Source organism: Candidatus Cloacimonadota bacterium, assembly GCA_016932035.1.
GTDB lineage: Bacteria > Cloacimonadota > Cloacimonadia > JGIOTU-2 > JGIOTU-2 > Celaenobacter.
The window spans coordinates 1-19524 of sequence record JAFGDR010000012.1 but is presented as its reverse complement, the minus strand read 5'-3'; the positions used below and the strand labels follow the sequence as shown (position 1 = coordinate 19524).

The window sequence follows — 19524 nt, the reverse complement described above, 5'->3', positions numbered from 1 at the left end:
GTTATATTATTTTCCTTGATTATCTTCTGACGAATAATTTTTCTGTCCAGCCCTGATCGCTACACCCGGCTTATCCTCATACGCATAATCGAGCACTGTAAAACTCCTGCAATTTTGGGGTAAATCTAATCTTACCCAACCATAGTGAATGTTTTCACCAATTTTAAATTTTACCCCCATGAAACGTTTTCCATTATCAGGCCACTCACCAATAGGTGATGTTAAATAGTAGGATAATCCTCCAAGAAAATGTTTTTTCCCAAAGTTTTGCTGGCTCGAGATAAGTTCATCAGAATTAAGGGCAGCTACGTACATGTTATCCCCTATAGCGTTGATAACCGAAAGACCATTATTTAACGGTTGAGCTTTCACCGAATTATATGAATAGAAATAGTAATTATATGAAAGCGTGTATGTGGATGAAAATGCTTGAAATATTTTGAATTCTGGGGTGCCGTCATTATTTAGATCGAGCAGGAAATCACTGGTTTTAAAATTCTCCGCGTGTGGAATTACCTTATCAGGATCGATGTCGGTATATTGTATGTCAGCATGCGCTTTCGCACTAATGGTAAGTACAACACCAGCTGCAATTGAATATTTTAATAGCTTTTTGTTCAAAGATTCTTTTTTTAAAAAAGTGGATTCATCAGTAATTTTCATGATCTTTCCTTTCAGATAAAGTGGAGATATCTTATATTTGAAAAGAATTGATCTGATATACTTCTATAATGTCAACTTTTTTATAAAGAAGAAGGATCTTTACTTCATCAAGATAAGTCTTGTAACAACCGGCGCTTCTCCATTTACTTTTACCGAGAAGAAGTAAATGCCGTTTGATTGCAGTACTTTATTATCATTTTTCCCATTCCAGGTGAATCTTAATTTTTTTATGTCAATTTTTCGAAAATAATTCATCAGCTCGCTGACGATACAAGGACATATCCACGATCTGCACCATCAAATCTATTTTAAATGATTGATTGAGGAATGAATTAATTTCTTCTGCTGTTGTGTAAGGGTGATAAAGTACTTCTCTGTGTTTAATATACAATACAGAAATATTATTCTGAGAAGATAGCCACCGCATTATTTCTTCTACTTGCTTTTCAAAAACCTTCTTAATAATATCCTGGTTCGATGAAATGCTTTGCCCCATTTCTTCCAACATTTTCTTCTGCGATCGAAGTATCTCTTGTATATCTCTTTCTATAAAAATTACCTTGTAATCAAAGCATGCCGGCAGAAATTTTAGGAGTTGTGCAATCACCTTGACCGCTTTTCCCTCTGCCTCTGCAAGCCATGATGAATCCCGCTGAAGGGCTTTTACTTTTTCATATTCAAAGTATCCTCTTGGATTACTTTCGTCAGCTTTCCGTACATTATCGGCGAGTAATTCCATGCCACCTTGTTTGAGCATCTGCATGATGAGGGAGGTGCCGCTGCGGGGTAAGCCGGAGACAATAGTGATCATTTTTTCTTCTTTCTCTTCTCGATAACAAACTTTTCATGTTCATCAGCTTTTTCCGGTTGGCCGAGATGATCTTTATATAAATTTACAAGTCTGAGATGGGCCTTTTCTATGCCCGGAGATTGTGACACACACACTTCAAAAGCTTCTGCAGCACGATCAAGATAACCAAGCCTGATCAGTGCTTCTCCGAGATAGTAATGGGCAAATGGAAAGAAATAGGTGAAGCCAACGGTATTGAGGAATTCATCAGCTGCTTCTATGTAGTGTTCCTGCTTGAAATGAGCAACACCAAGTCCGTAATGAGAAAGGGAATTGTCACCATCAATAGCAAGGGCTTTTTCAAATGCCTGCTGAGCATCCTGGATTTTTTTTAACTTCAGGTACGCATTACCAATATGACGATACAATCCCGGCATGCTTGAATCAGAATCCTCTGCCTTTTTAAAATAGTCAATTGCTTTTTCGGGATTGTCTTCTGCAAGGAACAATCTTCCGTACATCAGATCGATAGAAGGCATTGGTTTATCAAATTTCTTAACCACTTCATCAGCGATCTTGCGCGCATCATCTAACCTGCCATTATCCACATAACATTGTACCAATCGCGTATTATAACGGGTTTCTTTGGGATTTTGTTTTACGAGTTCTTCAAGAATTGGGATAGCATCGCTACTTTTTCTCGAGTTCATATATACACGTGCAAGATAGAAACGGGATTCGTTCACTGTTCTTTCGATAGCTTTTTGAGCATCATCTCCAGGTGGTTCAATATATCCAAGTGCAATGAGCTGGTTCAAGGCATCCTGTTCTGCCCATGGATCTTTCCTTTCATCTGAAGAATGCATGCCGCATTCACCCTCAATATCTTCCCAGCTTTCTAAGATATCCATCTTAATTGGTTCATCAAATGCTTGTACGAGCGGTTTGCCATCCATATCCTTAGCAATGGCTAATCCAAACATGGTTAGAATGGTTGGTGTAATATCAAGAAGGGTTGAACCAAAAATGAGTTCATCCTTTTTAATATGAGGTCCATTCATGCAAATAATGCCGTAGGGTCTATGCTGTGCTGCAGGTCCTGCTGGCTCTTTTGGAATCCTCTTTGGGCGCAGGTGGTCCGAATGAAATCCATGATCTGAAACGAGTATAATCGTAGTATCCGGTTCAGCAAGTTCGATTAGACGCTCCAGCATCATGTCGTGGAAAATGTAGCCGCCCTCAACGACCCCTTTATATCTTTCATATAGTTCTTTCGGGACATGCTTCATCCGAGGAGGATGGAAATTCATGAAACCGTGAGAGTAATGATCGATAGCATCATAATACACTGCCATGAAATCCCATTCAGTATGTTCCATGATCCACGTTGCTGCTGCATGCACGGTTGCTGCTTCAGCGGTTATCTTTGCTACGCCATTGAGTCGTCTGTCCTTGTCCTGATCAACTTTTGCTGCATCAGGCACAAATGGTAGGAGGTGTGCAAAGGTAAGATCGCCCGGATGTACACGTAAACTCATCAGTATCTGTTCAAGTTCCTTTGGATGAATACTGTCATGTGCAAATTTTCTTGGAGCACGAAGTGGGATTTTGTCTAATTTATGATAAAAATTTGAAACATATACACCATTTATTGGTTCTGCGGGATGACTGGGCCACCATCCCACCACATTCGTTTTATATCCTTCCTGCATGAGGATATTCCAGATGGCTTTGACTTTTCGTGAGGTTGAAAGGACGGGACGGATCTGTTTACCATCAGCGTCCGGCTGGGTAAAACCAAGAATGCCGTGTTTATCTGCAGTTTTCCCTGTTGCAATGGATGTCCATAGCATAGGAGAAAGCGGGGGATCAAGGGTTGCAAGATTACCCATAACACCCGTGTTAATGAGTTTCTCAAGGGCAGGCATCTTTCCTGCATCGATCAAAGGATGTATGACTTTCCAGTCTGCAGCATCCCAGCCAATGAGGAGAACCTTTTTGTCGAGTTTCTTACTCATCGGTGTTTTTGTCCTTTTTCTGCTCCTTTTTTTCAACGATCACATTTTCATTCGGATTTTTATAGTTCATCTCCCGTTGTTTTTTTCTCCACGCCTGGATGCCAACTGCTCCCAGAGCAAGTAAACCGAGAGAACCTTCAACCGGAACTTCAAATTCCTTCCCATCTTGTGTTAGTATTTGTATCTCTTTTTTGTCAGTTATATTTGTTCTTTTTTTCATTCTATCACAGATATAAACCAATTGTTCAGGGTTCTATAACAATAACAGGAACATGCATCTCGTCCTCACTTAATCCACCATGGTGACCGATATAGTGATGGGGATTTTCACCGAGTACTGTATCTTTGATAACATAGTTATTTTTCGGCAAAAGAATGTAATCTCCAATCCTGTCCCATAATCTTGGATCAGGCTCATCCAGTCCAAACATTTGATCATTTACAAACTGAGAACTTTTATTTATTAAACACTTATCAGAAAGGTGATCTTGAACATATTCTTCAAACTGATCAGCCATGCCCTGTTTTATAAAGCAGTATGCTGCTCTTGGATCACCGGAAAGAGGCATCACGAGAAGTTCCTTCATCCGCGGATGCTGGTCTATGTCGATAAGGTCATCCTTTGTGCTGTCCACAAGCCCATGATCCGCTGAGATGATTACAGCAGTATCCGATCTGCTTATGGCGAAGATGAAATTCTCAAGTGATCGAGAAATTTTTTTATAATGATCCCTGCATTTGGTCGAGTGGATGCCGTTCTTGTGTGCAAGCGTATCAAAAGTCGGCCAGTATGCATAGACAAATTTCTCTTCAGAAATATCCTGCACAAGGGTCATAAGATTCGCAAAGAAATTATCGATATTTTCTCTCTCATAGGCAACTGCTGTTGATCCTTTGCTGTAGAATTTCGTATAATCAGAATTGATGATATAATCATTCGAAAGCATATAGGATTTTCGGTTGAGATTTTCAAAGATCGTGCTTTGTTTGAAAATATCTTTTGCATAGATATCGCTTTTGCTGAATATCTCACCGCCGTAGCGAGGTTTGAACGGAAGAATTGCTGAAATCGTACCAAGCTCTTTAAGATAAACGAACCAGCCCGTAACAGCATGCTGTGCTGGTGACATTCCGGTTAGATATGAAGTGATCGCTGTAGCTGTTGTGGAAGGAAATACTGATGTACATTTACCGAAAAGGTTATTGCTCAAAAAGGTAGTTTCCTGATCTTTGATGAAATTGTATCCTAAACCGTCAATAACAATAAGGATGACATTTTTCTTTTTTGATAGGAATTCACTATTAATAAGTGGAAGGGGTTTATGTGTGATGGTATGATTGCCAAATGCGTGTGTGATGCTGCTGACAAGATTGATTATACTGCCGTCTTCATAGTTCGGATTGATCATAAAAACCTTTCTGTGAGATAATTTTATCGAGGAAGCTAAGACGATAACTCATTGAATTGCTGAGCCATTGCATCGATTGCATCGTGATTGAGTTCTGATTTACTCTCGGTCACTCCCAGTGACTTTGCCACTGCTTTTTCAATTGCGTTCATACTCTCGAGTATAAATTCATAACCGAAATATCTTTTTGAAAGAGCATGGTCATACAACTCCTTCGGATATGACTTCTTTAGTACTGGTTCAGGATTATCTTTTTCAGCGCAAACAATATAGAGTCCAATATTTTTGGTCAGAAGGTGCTTAAGATTCTTTTTGATGAACTTAGTCATCTTTTTCTGGATTTTACCGATATAAATCGATCCTCCGAGTATAACTGTATTATAGCTTGAGATGTCTGGTTTTTTTACATCATTAAGATTGATGACGTCTGTATCTGCGTTGAGTTTTTCCCGGAGCAGTTCTGCCGATCTTTGTGCACTTCCGTGTTTTGTTGAGAATATGATACAATTTTTTATTTTTCCTCCTTGCTTCGTTTTCCAACCGAAGCTATGTATACGATCATTTCATCCTCTCCGTCCACTTTAATCAGTTCGTTCGATTTTTGTTGATCATATGCTGCAATCCCACAGGTTCCCAGACCCAGAGCCTCGGAGGCTAGATACAGGTTCTGGCATACATGACCTGCATCGAGAAGAATGAGTTTTGCTGCCATATAGGCGTAGCGCCATTCACAACGGTAGGGGATCGCTGACCAGAAGAAAACAACGGAACTGTCACCCACAAATTCCTGCCCAAGACACGCACCAACTGTCTGTTTTGGAAGATTGTTAACAGAGTGAAGAAATTCGAGTTTATGCTCCAATGCACAGTATCGATAGATTCCTGGTTTGAGTCCTTCAACTTTTAGAACTGCGAGATAGGTTTCGAATAAATGACGAGCTCCTGCTGAAGGAACTGTTCTGAATGTAACGTTATTATTTTTTCTTTCGAGTATTTTTTTTACGCCCTGTGTGCACCAGAGGAGAAATGAAAGCTGGTTGAGATCGATTGCTTTACCAGTGTAATTTCTTCGTGACCTTCGCTGGTTAATAATTTCAAAGAGATCATTTTCAGTAGTAATGATATCTTTAACGGCGGGAAGTTCTGTGAGGTTCTCATGACTTTTAAATGGTTTTTCTACTGGTGGTTGGGGGAGCTGTTTTTGCTGGTCGGTTTGAGTTTGTTGCATAGAAGCAAGATCGCAATTGAGAAAAAAACGTTGCTCTTTATATGATTTCATGACGAACTCCTTGGATTTCGAATGAGGTTTTTTTATCCCTTCAGGGTGTCAAGTTTTGCGTGCGATAACAAGAATCTGAGATAAAGCGTCTACAATCTCATCATGAATTACTTTCGTATATCGACCATATTCTTTCTAGGCCATGCAATTGTTTTAGTAACAAAGTATTTCTAAAAAATCTATGGGTAAGTAAAATGAATAGCCACGACTTTCAAGTCACGGGCAGTGGTTCACACAAGGGGTAGGACTTTAATCCTCTACAAGCTTAAGGTTAAAACCCCGATATATATAGTATTACCCGATCACCGAGATAAATCTCGAGGTAATTCAGTCTATAATTTTAAAATCTCAGATCGTTAATCGCTACTCGTTATTCACTATTCACTAAAATCAAATATCCCCTCTTTTTCGCTCATCAGAACAAATCACATTCAGTTTGGAATGGGGGATCAATTCTTCAATATCTTTCTCGATTACTTTGATATATTCCAACACCTGTCCCATTGTCAGATCTTTATTGAATGCCAGAAACAACTCTATATAGATATTATTTCCCGTATGCCGGCTTCTCATACCCCCATAATGTTCATAAAGATCAAAGTATTTTGCCAGAACTTTGGTTACTTCCATTTGAGTTGCTTCACTGATCGCATAGTCAAAAAGTGTCGGAAGGTTCTTCTTAAAAAGCTGGAGCATATTTACGAACATCAGTCCAATGACAAAACATGAAAAACCTGGGTCGAAATAAACTGCGCCTTTGAATGGAGCAAAAGCACTAATAAGGATCGAAAAGAAAAAACCGAAATTCGAAATTGCTTTTATAAGATAGATGCGGGATTCACCATCGAGGTGTGATTTCCCTGTTGTCTTAAATTCTTTTTTGGTTTTAAAAAATAGATAGGCATTGGATGTTGAGAATATCAAAGCAAAGATCAAAATGATCCATACACCTGTTCCACTTACCTGTGCGGGATTGATGAATCGTGTTACAGCAACGATCGAAAGCCCAACGATCGATATAAAGAAGACAATTCCTATAACGATAGAGGTGATGCTTTCGATCTTACCGGGTCCATAATTCAAAAATGGATTTTTTCGTGAGGAGAATTTTATATCAACAAACCAGGCAAGACCAACTGACATGATTTGCAATGTAGAATTTACAAAGTCTGCAAGGATCGCCACGGAATTAGAGGTTAAGACTGCTACAAGAGTAAGAATCCATGCACCGCCCATTGAAATAACGCTGACGATCTTTCTCTTGTTGGATTTAGCTGTAAGCGATTCCTCTTTCAGTTGAGTAACTCCTCATTCTATAGCTTTTTTTAGGTTGATCACAAAGGTTACTCCTGGTTGATCATTATCCTCGACATAGATCGAACCACCGTATCTGCTTATATTCTGCCTGACCAGGAAAAGTCCCATCCCCGTATGAGCATTTTCTCCATACGAGAATGCTTTATCAAAGATGCGCTCATGAAGTTCCTCCGGGATCGGTGTACCGTCATTATGAATTTTGATTTCGGTATAATCGGTATATTCTTCGCAGGTGATTATGATGTTTTCTGCTTTTCCATGCACACGGGCATTCTCAATAATATTATGAATAACTGATGCCAATGCATTATCTGCCAGAACAACGCATTCGCCCTCAAAACGGATGTTCATATCAATAAAATCAAGTGCAATCGTTTCAATCATTTTCCCAAGATCGATGGGTTCAAGTTTTGATTTTTCACCTTCACCATTTTCCAAGTCTCTTAATTTATTAATGAGCTCCAAGCCTTTATCACATTTTCCTTCAGCTTCTTTCAACAGTTTTTCGTCTTTCTGGTTGTAAAAAAGCTGAAGTGCGGTTTTAATGACGATCAGATCGTTCGTGAGATCATGACGAAGCATTGAATTGACGAGAGCAAGCTGTTTTCGAACCTGCTCAATATTCTCCTTTGAGATTCCAAGTTCAGTAACAGCCCTTTTCAAACGGTGGTTTGTACGTATCCTGAAGATTAAAAATATGATAACAAAGGTAAGCACGATTATAGAAGCGAAGAAGAGTATGTTCAAACGGAGATTTTCAAGACTCGAGATTTGTAGGTCTTTTTTCAATAAGATATTTTCTTTATCCTTTTGTTCTGCTTCATGACGGATCATGATCTCATTCAGCTTTTCAAGATTTTTTTTAGCATCGAGAGTATCCTTAACCTCATTGTATCTCTGCAAATTATAAAATGCCTGCTCATAGTCATTTATCAGCGCATAAAGGCTGGTTGTTTGAAGAAGATTATCTTTGAGAAGTTGAAGGTAATTATTTTCAAGTTCGATTTGTTTTGCCTCATTAAGCATGTCGATCGCAGTCGAGTAGATCCCGATCTTGGTATACAAATATCCAATTTGATTGAGTGAATTGGCAACAGCCCATTGATTTCCAAGTTCCTGATTTAATTCATATGCTTCAAGATTAATATCCAGAGCTTTTGTAAAATTTCCTTTATTAATATAGAGATGAGCCATATTTTCCAGCGTATTAACGATCTCGAACTTGTTCCCGATTTCTCGTCTTATCTTAAGAGCTCGTTCATACAGAGCAAGCGCTTCGTCATATGATTGTTCGTGTTCTGCTATCAAGGCAATGTTGTTCAATGTCCTGGCAATATTTACCTTTGAACCAATATTGTTGTAGATCTGGAGCGCATCAAGTGTATATTGTTTTGCTTCTTGAATATTTCCGATTACATAATAAATGTTCGCCATATTATTGTAGATCGATGCAATAACAAAGTCGAGTTCCAGTTTTTTAGCATATTCAAGGGATTGAAGAAAATACTCGAGTGCAGTATCTAATTCTCCCAATTGGCAATAAGTCAACCCAAGGTTATTCAGTGCGTGAGTTAGTGGTTTTTTTTCGGGAGATCGTTGTCCAAATTCCATAGCTTCCAGGAAATATTGTTTGGCTTTTTCGTAATCACCGTGTTCAAAATAGACCAATCCGATGCCACCCAGTACCGATGATGTTCCATGAGGATCATCCAACTCTTGCTTAATTTGCAGGGATTTTTGATAATACTCCAGAGCTTTTTCGGGGTTACCAATATTTCGATAGAGCATTCCAAGATTTGTAAAGTTTGTACTTATAAGACTATCATTTTCTGTTGTTTCAAAATATTGTAATGCTTCAAGAAGAAGATTTTCTGCGAAGTCAAAATTACCCTTTCTTGAGTTTAGAGAACCAAGTATCATTTTCGCACGATACTCGCCTATCTCATAATCAATCTCTCTTGCAAGAGAGAGTGCTTCATTTGCATAGATGATCCCTTCATCAAAATCACTTGAAGTGTATTCACTCGCGAGCTTTATAAGAAAAGTCACTTTTTCGATACCGGAATGTGATTCAATTTCAGCCTTCAAGCTGTCAATAATTGCAGTCCCCATAAGTAATGAGGGCAAGAATAGTACAAGAAATATGAGGGATATTTTTTTCATATGCATTACATTTTGATATTGAATTTTTTTCAGATGTGCAATTTCAATGTCAATTTTTTACTCACGAAAAAGAACCGGGTTTCATATGCCCGGCTCTTTATTCTATATGTATAGTTCTTTTTTAAAAATCATCCAGAAAAGGATTATCAAAAGTGTCGCGTTTTGGAAATTTCTTTTCCTTATCTTCTTCTGGTTTTTCTTCTTTTTCCTCTTTTTCTTCGGGCTTTGTATCGACTTCCTGCTCCGGATTTGGTTCCTCTTCCAGGTCTTCTACAGGAACTTCAACAATCTCTTCTTCCTCTTCTTTTGGCTGAACTTCTTCTTCAGGTTCTGACTTGGGTTCTAGTTCTGGTTCAGGTTCAGGTTTTTTTTCTTCTTCTTTTTCAACTTTTCTCTCTTTAGGGGGTTTGCTTGTTTTTTTAGGTTTTTCTTCTATTTCTATCTCTTCGGTTGTAGGTTCCGTATCTGTAATTTTATGTTCGAGATCTTTGATGTTCTCCGTCAGCGATTGGATCGATTCCTCAACAGAGGTCTCAGGAATCAACGTGTTAAGAATGTTCTTGTCGATCACAAATTCCTTTTTGATGATCCTTCGGCTTTTCTCGCTGGGTTTGTACTTCATGAGAACTGTATGCTCTGCAATAGCATAGCCGCCAGTCGATTCATCAAGGATGCCGCAGACAGCACCGCTCTTCTGTTCGGGGGCAAGATAACTGATCTCAGCAAGTGGAAGAAGATTGTTCGAAATGCGTGCATCGACCTCTTCTTCGAATTCAAACTCAACTGAAATATTGAATGCCGGCTGGTTGCCAATATTTTCGATAATTGCATATAGACGGTCATCTTTGAGCTGCAGATAATAAATGACATCAGCAGAGGGTTCCATGTATCTGGTTTGTTTTGAGAACTGGCGCTGGAACTTCTTCTCGATTTTGGATGATTCGGAAAATATTTCTCTAACTTCCTTCATAACACCAAAGATCAGGAAAATGATGATTATTAGTAGCAGAGGAGTAATAAGTCCGCTAAAGTACATGCCAAAATAACCCCAGTCTGCTTTATCCTCGGCGAACGTGCCGTCACCAAATTGTATAAAATATAATGCAAGTGCAATAACGACGAGTAAAACAGCAACGATCAAAACAATTTTTTCATTCTTTTTCATATAATTTCCTTTAGGTATTCAATCGTACTAAATCTTCACAAGGGGGGAAGTTGGGTGTCAATTTTTTTATGATTATTGTTTGCATCTTTTCTTTTTGTGTTTTTTCTAGGAAGTAACATCGATACATTCTTTTTATATTCTCTATATTCATTCCCAAAATCTCTCAACAGCCTTTTTTCTTCTGAAAATTTTAAATATGCAATTGCAATAAAAAGTAAAATACATAAACATATCAACCCAGTGATCGAGTTCAAAAGGATGGCAATTGAGACATAAAAAGTCAGTGCTCCAAAAACCATTGGATTTCTGCTATAACGATACGGTCCGGTTTTTACGAGCTTTTTAGTTTTGGGACTTAATGAGATTCCATATGCTTCAGCAGGCCCACCCTTACCGATCTTGAACAAGTAAATATTGGACCAGAGCATGAAAATTGCACCTGCGATACAAAACAATGAAGAGATGATATATCTTAATAGTTTGTTATTAAAAAGTAACTTATTCGTGAACAAGTAATCTAACTTTGATAATTCATATAAACTATACGGTATTATACCAAGAAAAATGATGATACCAATAGCATAGCCTAGGATGTATCTATGAAGTTGTTTCATTTAACCTTTTTAATGAAATGTAAAAGGCCAACTACCAGCTCAGATTGTATTTTTAAGGAATCTTCTACTCTATTGAAACACCAAAACTTATGATCATTATCTCTCATTATTGCAGACCAAAAATAAGTGGAAAACCAAACACGACGATAACTGTCCAGATCATGTAAACCGGTAAATACCTTGCGATTATTATTTCAACCTTCGAAATTTTTCTCCCTTTGAAATTTACTTTGATCAGGTCGATCAATATTAAAACGAGGTTTACAAAGATCAGCAGGTTGGAACCAAGAACAGCAGTTCGGTTTGGTGTGAATCCGAACTCTCGCAGTCTGTAGAGTATTGCAGACAGCGCAATCAGGTCGACCACCAGCGTGAGTATGGTAAGGATAAACAGGATTATCTCATTGAATTTTTGTTTTTCACCTTTTGCCGTTTCGGATAATGAGAACACGATTATTGCCATTACTCCCAGCAGAAGGAGATTGAATACGATCAGGAAATCTCTGTCATGATACAAGTTCTTTCCAGTAATGAGAATACTCGACAGGTAGATGATCAGCGTTAGCAGCACGAGTGGACTGAACACCTTTGCGATGATCGGTGCTAGTTGATTTTTTATAAACGGCAGCTTCTTGATTATAAACGTCGCCACAATTGGGGCACATACAGCTCCGATCGGAATGATATATTCAAAATAGAATTGCTCAATGTTGAGTCCGATCGCATCGAACAGGCCAAGGGTGACTGCAGTAAGAATACCTCCGACTAGTGCTATGATGGCATAGAGTATTGCAAGGTCGCCCATGTATTGTATGTAGTCAATACGTCTGGCGACATCCTTTACGTCAAAATTGATATAGACCAATCCATAGAGACACCACAGCATGAGTGGAAGATGCAGGTATACCAGCATGATAGAATCGTTCATTACATTGGATGGAAGCAGGTTGACATAAACTGCTGATCCTGCGAATACAAGAAGTGAAATGAGTACATGGGATAGATTTAGTTTTTTCTTTGTGAGGAACACATACATTGATAATCCAAAAAACACGATGAGTCCGACATTTTTTATATAGAAGAAATCTCCAATAACGTTCAAGCCAAAAATTTGCGGAGATTTTATAAGGACAGCGGTAACAAGATAGGTGAGGAGTACCACAAATAAATCATTCTTTCTGACCGTTACTCTCTCTTCTTTTTGTTGAGTAAATTCCAAGCGGGTTTTCCAGAATGTCGCTATGTCATTCTCAGCAATCTCATCGTATATTTTGAAGAATGCCTGTGAAAATGCTTTCCTATCTTCCTGATACAATTTTTCAAGCAATTCAGGATTATCGATATTGTTTTTGATATCATCTTTTTTAATCATGATGCGTCCTTTTTGCTGACAGCAAGAAACAGTGGATTCTTTATTCGTTTATAAAAAGATTCTCAAATCCTTCTGCTGATAGTTCGTATCGGTGTATGGTCTGATAGAAATTCAAAGGTCCTGGAATCGTGTCATATGAGCGAATGAAGGTAAATCCGGCTTTTTGTAATACCTTGTTTGGTGCAATATTCTTTGAATACGGTTCGCAGATAAGTTTTTTTAGTTCATACTTCTCGAAATACATGGGAATTGTGCGTTTTAAAAATTCTAACCCAAATCTCTTTTTTCTCTTATCATTTTTCCATATGTGCAGGTGCATCGTAGCTGAATTGCCATATTTTATCTTACTGATGTTTGAATGCCCGATCGGTTCATCATCAAGAAGCCAGATGATATAGTATAATTCTTTATCTTCGAGTTTTTTGTTATATTCTGCTTTCAGCTTTTCGATCCATTGCTCCCTATCAGGTAATTTCCTCTTGTCAACACCCATTGCTTCAAGAAATGCGGTTTCAGATTCGTGGAAATAGTCAACGATCTTCTCGATATCACCTAATTGCATTTCCCGAACAGTCACATTCATGATCTTATTTCTTCCTGTTTCGTGGCATGACCAGTCTGCATGTGACGTTTTCGTGTATTAATCTGTTTTTCATCTTATTAAAAATTGAAGATTCAGCAGCATTATTGTTGTCAATGAAAATCTACAGATCATGAGTACTAAGAGGTCTCACGGAATTATTTTTTCATGCACTCTATGATTGAAATATTATCTTTTGTTTGAATAATCTTCTTCAGCAGAAATCCTGATCCATATAAGAGGTTTTGGTATTCAGATTCGGTACGCTCTTTTCCACCACCCATGACCATGACTTCCAGGTCCATCAAGCTGGTGATCGTGAATTCATTTCTTTTCGGGAGGATGGATTCTATGATGAGCAGTCTGGCACTGTTTCCCATTGCATTATGGCAGTTTGAGAGGGTGGTTTGACATTTTTCGTCATCCCAGTCATGAAGAATGTTCGACAGAATATAGCAATCATGATCAGCAGGGATCTCCTGAAAGAAATCACATGCAATAAACACACACCTGTCGCTTAACTCGTTTGCTGAGATTCCTTGTTCAACCTTCTCTTTCATATACGGCAAATCTGCTATGATTCCCTTTAGGTGAGGATTTTTAAATAAGATACAAAAGAGTAATCCTCCATACCCACCTCCAATATCTACGATCGAATTTACTTTCGAGAAGTCATACATATCAACAACTGCGGCATGGCTTTGAATAGCTTTCAGTTCATTTGCTTTGTTGAATACTTCTGCTGCTTCTTCATGCTTTGCAAGCCATTCAAAAGCTGACCTTCCATACGCACATTCAAATGCAATTTTTCCGGTTTTTACACTCTTCAGCAGATGTGCCCAGGCATTGGCATGCCAGTCTGACAGGAACATTAAAACGATTGGCTGCATTTTGTCTTTTTGCAAAATCTCGCCCATCGGCGTAATGCCGAAAACACGATCCTTTTCTTCATGAAAAAAGCCGACCGATGACAAAGCTCTCATGACCCTGTAGAGAAATGGTTCGTAGGTTCCTGTTATTTCTGCAAGCTCGTTACTTGATTTTGGACCTTCGGCGAGGATGACCGGGATTCCCAATTTTGTTACCACGTAGAGCGGCTGTGCGATCCAGTTCGCTGTGATGATCTGCATAACTTTTTCAGCAATTATTTTTTTATGATGTTGCATTATTGCTCCTTTTGATTGATTTGGTTTGAGGAATTTTTTTATTGGAATTTTTGATTCACGAATGTTACTTAGAAATATTGTATTTTTGGTAGAGGTGTGGGGGAATTGTTTATTTGTATTTCGATTACTAATTTTGGGTAGAGAGATGTCAAGAAAATAAGGTTCTCTACTTTCGTATCGTCTAGATTTTCGCAAGCACATATAACTATAGTACATATTTTTTATGTGTATCGGCAGGATTTGTTAGAATAGAGAATCAACAATAATATTTTTAAAATTTCCCGATTCCTTGACGTTATGTAAACATGCTAATACATTATTACGTATGAAAAATGACAGAAAACTCTCGGAAAAAGATATAAGTTTGATCAATAAATATAAGTTCTATCTTCAGTTCGAGAAAGGGTTGAGTGAAAATTCTATTGCCGCGTACCAGAGTGATCTTGTGCATTTTGCAGATAAAAAAAGCGGGGGAGATCTCACAAAAATCACCTCCACCGATGTCATTGATTACATCAATTTTCTCTATTCCCATGGTGCGTCGGACAAGACTGTTGCACGAAAACGCAGTTCGCTTTCAAATTTCTATAAATTTCTGTATGTAGAGGAAATGATCCCGGAACCGATCTTCGAGAAATTTCCGTCGCCAAAAGTGTCGGCATCGTTACCGGATGTGCTCTCCATCGAAGAGGTGGATGCGCTGATCAATGCAGTGGATAGAACAGATGAGTATGGCACCCGTGACCGGGCAATCCTTGAGTTCCTGTACTCGACCGGAGCACGTATTTCAGAAATGATCGGTGTGCGGATTGGAGATCTGTATTTAGATGAAAAAATCGTACGGTTATTCGGTAAAGGTCGCAAAGAACGGTATGTGCCAATCTCTGAAACAGCACTGAACTACTGCCAGCAGTACATCGAGAATTCACGTCCTAAGCTTCTACAATACAAGCAGAGTAATATTTTATTCTTAAACAGGTTCGGCAATAAACTCAGCCGTATGGGCTGCTGGAAGCTCATCGATAAATATGCGCAGCAGGCTGGCATCAAAAGCCATGTGTCAGCCCACACACTCAGGCACTCTTTTGCCACTCATCTGCTCCAGGGCGGAGCTAATCTGCGCATTGTCCAGGAGTTACTCGGGCACAGCAGTATCAGCACGACCCAAATTTATACAAATATTGACAGGAAATATCTCAAAGAAGTTCATTCCCTCTATCATCCAAGAGCATAATAAATAAAACATAAAGGAGTTCTAACTATGTTTAGAAAGCTTTTAATCATAGCTTTGATCACCTGTGCAGTACCAGCTGTTCTGTTCGCACAAATGACAGACAGGGACATACAGCAAATCGAATATGATGCAGGAACCGCATATAACGAAGGTGTCGAACTATACAGCCAAAAAGATTATCAGGGTGCGATCGATAAGTTTGTCGCTTCCCTCGAACTTTATAAAAAAATCGATACTGAAGCAAACCCCAAAACAGACCGCATCCGAGAACTATACAAAAATCTCTCTGTGATGTATTATACAACCAAACAATATCCTAAGGCGATCGAGTATTACAAACTGCGTCAGGATTATGAACCGGATAATTACCAGATCGCTATTTCTCTCTGCTCGATCTATGAAGCCATGGGACAGAAAGACCAAGCGCTGACTGTTCTTGTCGAGTATGATAAGGACTATGATGAATATAAGATCAGCAAGAAGATCGCTTCGATCTATGAAGAAGACAACGACCTTCCCAATGCAATTATCTATTATACCGATGCCTTTAATCTGAATCCGAAAAAAGTCGAGTATCTCGAAAAGATCGCTCTTTTCTATCATAAGACAGGGGAGACCGAGAATGCGATCAAGGCATATGAAGACTATATCGCAACAGAACCGGCTGATTATATCCTGAGAAAAGTGTATAAGAACCTCGGTATCTTCTATCAGAATATGGGACAGATCGATAAGGCGATCCTTGCATTTGAGAATTCTCTTGCTTTGAAGAGCGATAAAGACATTGCGTTCACGGTTGGGCATCTCTATTACGACCAGGGTGAATATGCCCAATCCAAGCAGTATCTTCAAGATGTGCTGAGTATCGATCAGAATAATCCCCAAGCGCATTATTATATGGGCAAGATCTATCGTGAAGAGGAACAGTGGGACAAAGCAATTGCTCAGTTCAAGCTTATTGTGAATGATCCGCAACTCGGCAAATTCGCCAAAGAAGAAATAGATTATATAGAAAAACAGAAATAATATATTTTAATAATATATATCTAATTATATAATAATACATTTAAGATAATTCACAACGCGTGAAAAAGAGGAAAACTATGCGCAAGATGATCATCTCCGGAAATTGGAAAATGTACAAAACCCTCGATGAGACACTCGTATTTTTCGATGAACTCACTGCATGGGAGAAAGATTTCAAGCATAAAAACCAGCTTTTGATCTTTCCACCGAGTCTTTATACGATGACTGTTCTGGAAAAAACGCATAAGAGCCAGATAGATATTGGTGTGCAGAATATATATTTCAAGGATTTTGGGGCTTATACCGGCGAAATATCAGCTCCAATGCTTACCTCGATCGGATGTGAGTATGCACTGGTTGGTCATTCTGAACGTCGTCATATTTTCCATGAGACCGATGAAGAGACCAATCTAAAAATCTTGGCACTTCTCGAGCAAAAAAAGCAGATCGTGTTCTGTATTGGCGAGAAGGAAGATGAGAGAGAACAGGGAATGACCGATCAGATTCTGGACACACAGCTTACGCGTGGATTAGAGGATGTTGAATTTTCTGATATGAAAAATATTGTGATCGCTTACGAACCGGTCTGGGCAATCGGAACGGGTAAAACAGCAACACCTGAGATCGCGCAGGAAGCTCATGCTTTCATTCGAGGTTGGCTTGAAGAACATTTTGACGCACAGATTGCCGATAAGATGCGAATACTGTATGGCGGGAGCGTGAAAGTTGAAAATTGCGAAGGTCTTCTTGAAAAGCCGGATATCGACGGTGCACTCATTGGCGGTGCCAGCCTGAAGATCAAAGATTATATTGAAATTGTCAAAAGAGCCGAGAAGGTTGCTCAAAGGAAATAGAATAAGATGTTAGATATAAAGTTGATCCGGAGTGATCCTGATTTTGTTCGCCAGTGTATCAAAAATAAAGGTGAAAAAGCAGATATCGATGCAATACTCGACCTGGACCAGAAACATAAATCGCTCTTATATGAATTTGAAGAGAAACGTAAACTTCAGAATGCTGTTTCAAAAGAGATTGCTCAGGCAAAGAAAAATGGTTTGAACGCTGACCAACTCATTTCAGACATGAAGAAGGTTGCCGATGAAACGAAAGAGCTGCAGCAGAATATCAAAACGGTTGAAGAGAAGCTCAATAATGAGTTATTGACCGTACCGAATATTTTTGATGAATCGGTTCCGATCGGGCATGATGATTCTGACAATAAGCTTATCCGCGAATGGGGTGAGAAACCAGTTTTTGATTTTCAACCGCTTGACCATCTTCAGCTTGGTGAGAAATTGGGATTATTCGATTTTCAGCGTGCTGCAAAGATCACCGGAAGTGGTTTTCCCTGCTATGTCGGAGTCGGTGCAAAGTTAGAAAGAGCACTTATTAATTATATGCTCGATTTCCAGACTGGCGTGAATGGATACACAGAAGTTTTTCCACCTTTTATTGCAAACAGGAAAACCATGACAGGAACCGGGCAGCTTCCCAAGTTGGAAAATGATATGTATCACATCGATGAGGATGATCTGTTTTTAATCCCAACCGGTGAAGTGCCGGTTACTAATCTACACCAGGATGAGATATTGCATGAAGATAAACTACCGATAAAATATACGACATATACCCCCTGTTTTAGGCGGGAAGCGGGTTCTTATGGTAAAGATACCAAGGGATTACAGCGGGTACATCAGTTCAATAAAGTTGAGCTTGTTCAATTTGTAAAGCCCGAGGATTCAGAACGAGCACTTCAGGAAATACTATCGAATGCCGAAGCTGTACTTCAGAGTCTTGGTCTTCCCTATCGTGTTATGCAGTTGTGCAGTGGTGATCTGAGTTTTGCAGCATATAAATGTTATGACATCGAAGTGTGGTCTGTCGGTGCTCAAAAATACCTTGAAGTGAGTTCTTGTTCAAATTTTATTGACTTCCAGGCGAGGCGTGCGCAAATTCGGTTCCGTTCCACTGAAGATGGAAAAGTACATTATGTACATACATTGAACGGTTCAGGCGTTGCAACCCCCCGAACAATGATTGCTCTTTTAGAAAATAATCAAACAAAACAGGGTGAGATAATTGTCCCTGAAGTACTGAAAAAATATATTGGCGGCAGAGAGAAAATAGCGTAATCGCAGTGCTTTGAAAGAAGCATAATTTTTCTTATTGACAGCTATGAAAAAATAATTACATTTTTTTTACGAAATGCTTGACACGAAAAATGTCATGTCATGAACTCTGCAACACGTTCTTTAAAAAACACATAGGGTGTATACATATTCGCAGCAAACTAAGCAATTAGTTACGCAAAAAAAGTAAATTAAAAATACAAATAATGGAGAGTTTGATCCTGGCTCAGGACGAACGCTGACGGCGTGGATTAGGCATGCAAGTCGAACGAGAAATTCCCCGCTTGCGGGGAAGAGTACAGTGGCGAACGGGTGAGTAACGCGTAGGTATCTACCTCAAAGACTGGGATAGCCCCGGGAAACCGGGGGTAATACCGGATGTGTTTTCCGAAACAAAGGTGGCCTCTGTTTACAAGCTACCGCTTTGAGATGAGCCTGCGTCATATTAGCTTGTTGGTGGGGTAATGGCCTACCAAGGCGATGATGTGTAGCCGACCTTAACGGGTGACCGGCCACACTGGGATTGAGATACGGCCCAGACTCCTACGGGAGGCAGCAGTCGAGAATAGTCTACAATGGGGGAAACCCTGATAGTGCGA

At 39.2% G+C, this 19524-nt stretch carries 18 protein-coding genes and 1 rRNA gene; 5 read left to right on the top strand and 14 right to left on the bottom strand.

Going from position 1 to position 19524, the window contains the following annotated elements:
* Window positions 1-6: 6 nt before the first annotated feature.
* The 14 genes from JW794_02095 to JW794_02030 all read right to left on the bottom strand — a co-directional run bounded on the left by JW794_02095 (window position 7) and on the right by JW794_02030 (window position 14536).
* Window positions 7-663: a hypothetical protein gene (locus JW794_02095; GenBank protein MBN2016917.1), complete on the bottom strand. Its 657-nt coding sequence runs from the start codon at window positions 661-663 to the stop codon at window positions 7-9.
* Between the two features lie 232 nt (window positions 664-895).
* On the bottom strand, window positions 896-1474 hold the full coding sequence (locus JW794_02090; GenBank protein ID MBN2016916.1) for a sulfotransferase family protein: 579 nt from the start codon (window positions 1472-1474) through the stop codon (window positions 896-898).
* Window positions 1471-3471 (bottom strand): alkaline phosphatase family protein, encoded by a 2001-nt coding sequence (locus JW794_02085; protein ID MBN2016915.1) that lies wholly within the window; start codon window positions 3469-3471, stop codon window positions 1471-1473. Before JW794_02085 ends, JW794_02090 begins: the two co-directional genes overlap by 4 nt.
* On the bottom strand, window positions 3464-3691 hold the full coding sequence (locus tag JW794_02080) for a hypothetical protein (GenBank protein ID MBN2016914.1): 228 nt from the start codon (window positions 3689-3691) through the stop codon (window positions 3464-3466). The genes JW794_02085 and JW794_02080 overlap by 8 nt, the downstream gene beginning before the upstream one ends.
* A gap of 25 nt (window positions 3692-3716) precedes the next feature.
* Window positions 3717-4880, bottom strand: coding sequence for an alkaline phosphatase family protein (locus JW794_02075; protein ID MBN2016913.1), 1164 nt, complete (start codon window positions 4878-4880; stop codon window positions 3717-3719).
* 35 nt (window positions 4881-4915) lie between these two features.
* A complete protein-coding gene (locus tag JW794_02070) occupies window positions 4916-5434 on the bottom strand; it encodes a hypothetical protein (GenBank protein ID MBN2016912.1) in 519 nt (172 codons plus the stop codon).
* Complete coding sequence (locus JW794_02065) at window positions 5392-6159, bottom strand: SagB/ThcOx family dehydrogenase (GenBank protein MBN2016911.1); 768 nt, start codon at window positions 6157-6159, stop codon at window positions 5392-5394. Before JW794_02065 ends, JW794_02070 begins: the two co-directional genes overlap by 43 nt.
* A 390-nt stretch (window positions 6160-6549) precedes the next feature.
* Window positions 6550-7395: a cation transporter gene (locus tag JW794_02060; GenBank protein MBN2016910.1), complete on the bottom strand. Its 846-nt coding sequence runs from the start codon at window positions 7393-7395 to the stop codon at window positions 6550-6552.
* A gap of 72 nt (window positions 7396-7467) precedes the next feature.
* Window positions 7468-9639, bottom strand: coding sequence for a tetratricopeptide repeat protein (locus JW794_02055; protein MBN2016909.1), 2172 nt, complete (start codon window positions 9637-9639; stop codon window positions 7468-7470).
* A 121-nt stretch (window positions 9640-9760) separates the two neighbouring features.
* Complete coding sequence (locus JW794_02050) at window positions 9761-10804, bottom strand: hypothetical protein (protein MBN2016908.1); 1044 nt, start codon at window positions 10802-10804, stop codon at window positions 9761-9763.
* 35 nt (window positions 10805-10839) lie between these two features.
* Entirely contained in the window at window positions 10840-11418 is a 579-nt protein-coding gene (locus JW794_02045; GenBank protein ID MBN2016907.1) for an isoprenylcysteine carboxylmethyltransferase family protein, read from the bottom strand.
* Window positions 11419-11524: 106 nt separating this feature from the next.
* Window positions 11525-12790, bottom strand: coding sequence for a DUF4173 domain-containing protein (locus tag JW794_02040; GenBank protein MBN2016906.1), 1266 nt, complete (start codon window positions 12788-12790; stop codon window positions 11525-11527).
* Window positions 12791-12830: 40 nt separating this feature from the next.
* Window positions 12831-13373 (bottom strand): GNAT family N-acetyltransferase, encoded by a 543-nt coding sequence (locus JW794_02035; protein MBN2016905.1) that lies wholly within the window; start codon window positions 13371-13373, stop codon window positions 12831-12833.
* Window positions 13374-13528: 155 nt separating this feature from the next.
* Complete coding sequence (locus JW794_02030) at window positions 13529-14536, bottom strand: methyltransferase (GenBank protein MBN2016904.1); 1008 nt, start codon at window positions 14534-14536, stop codon at window positions 13529-13531.
* Between the two features lie 325 nt (window positions 14537-14861).
* Between JW794_02030 and xerD the strand changes: the two genes are divergently transcribed.
* The 5 genes from xerD to JW794_02005 all read left to right on the top strand — a co-directional run.
* The gene (gene xerD, locus JW794_02025; protein MBN2016903.1) at window positions 14862-15770 is read left to right on the top strand and encodes a site-specific tyrosine recombinase XerD; all 909 of its coding nucleotides are present in this window, start codon (window positions 14862-14864) and stop codon (window positions 15768-15770) included.
* A 27-nt stretch (window positions 15771-15797) separates the two neighbouring features.
* Window positions 15798-16796: a tetratricopeptide repeat protein gene (locus tag JW794_02020; GenBank protein ID MBN2016902.1), complete on the top strand. Its 999-nt coding sequence runs from the start codon at window positions 15798-15800 to the stop codon at window positions 16794-16796.
* 77 nt (window positions 16797-16873) lie between these two features.
* Entirely contained in the window at window positions 16874-17650 is a 777-nt protein-coding gene (locus JW794_02015) for a triose-phosphate isomerase (GenBank protein ID MBN2016901.1), read from the top strand.
* 6 nt (window positions 17651-17656) lie between these two features.
* Entirely contained in the window at window positions 17657-18928 is a 1272-nt protein-coding gene (serS, locus tag JW794_02010; GenBank protein ID MBN2016900.1) for a serine--tRNA ligase, read from the top strand.
* 200 nt (window positions 18929-19128) lie between these two features.
* Window positions 19129-19524 (top strand): 16S ribosomal RNA (locus JW794_02005); the annotation flags it as partial.

Bases quoted from the DNA above. Each gene is read 5' to 3' on its own strand.
- JW794_02095 (MBN2016917.1), bottom strand. From the start codon at position 663: ATGAAAATTACTGATGAATCCACTTTTTTAAAAAAAGAATCTTTGAAC.
- JW794_02090 (MBN2016916.1), bottom strand. From the start codon at position 1,474: ATGATCACTATTGTCTCCGGCTTACCCCGCAGCGGCACCTCCCTCATC.
- JW794_02085 (MBN2016915.1), bottom strand. From the start codon at position 3,471: ATGAGTAAGAAACTCGACAAAAAGGTTCTCCTCATTGGCTGGGATGCT.
- JW794_02080 (MBN2016914.1), bottom strand. From the start codon at position 3,691: ATGAAAAAAAGAACAAATATAACTGACAAAAAAGAGATACAAATACTA.
- JW794_02075 (MBN2016913.1), bottom strand. From the start codon at position 4,880: ATGATCAATCCGAACTATGAAGACGGCAGTATAATCAATCTTGTCAGC.
- JW794_02065 (MBN2016911.1), bottom strand. From the start codon at position 6,159: ATGAAATCATATAAAGAGCAACGTTTTTTTCTCAATTGCGATCTTGCT.
- JW794_02060 (MBN2016910.1), bottom strand. From the start codon at position 7,395: ATGGGCGGTGCATGGATTCTTACTCTTGTAGCAGTCTTAACCTCTAAT.
- JW794_02055 (MBN2016909.1), bottom strand. From the start codon at position 9,639: ATGAAAAAAATATCCCTCATATTTCTTGTACTATTCTTGCCCTCATTA.
- JW794_02050 (MBN2016908.1), bottom strand. From the start codon at position 10,804: ATGAAAAAGAATGAAAAAATTGTTTTGATCGTTGCTGTTTTACTCGTC.
- JW794_02045 (MBN2016907.1), bottom strand. From the start codon at position 11,418: ATGAAACAACTTCATAGATACATCCTAGGCTATGCTATTGGTATCATC.
- JW794_02040 (MBN2016906.1), bottom strand. From the start codon at position 12,790: ATGATTAAAAAAGATGATATCAAAAACAATATCGATAATCCTGAATTG.
- JW794_02035 (MBN2016905.1), bottom strand. From the start codon at position 13,373: ATGAATGTGACTGTTCGGGAAATGCAATTAGGTGATATCGAGAAGATC.
- JW794_02030 (MBN2016904.1), bottom strand. From the start codon at position 14,536: ATGCAACATCATAAAAAAATAATTGCTGAAAAAGTTATGCAGATCATC.
- xerD (MBN2016903.1), top strand. From the start codon at position 14,862: ATGAAAAATGACAGAAAACTCTCGGAAAAAGATATAAGTTTGATCAAT.
- JW794_02020 (MBN2016902.1), top strand. From the start codon at position 15,798: ATGTTTAGAAAGCTTTTAATCATAGCTTTGATCACCTGTGCAGTACCA.
- JW794_02015 (MBN2016901.1), top strand. From the start codon at position 16,874: ATGCGCAAGATGATCATCTCCGGAAATTGGAAAATGTACAAAACCCTC.
- serS (MBN2016900.1), top strand. From the start codon at position 17,657: ATGTTAGATATAAAGTTGATCCGGAGTGATCCTGATTTTGTTCGCCAG.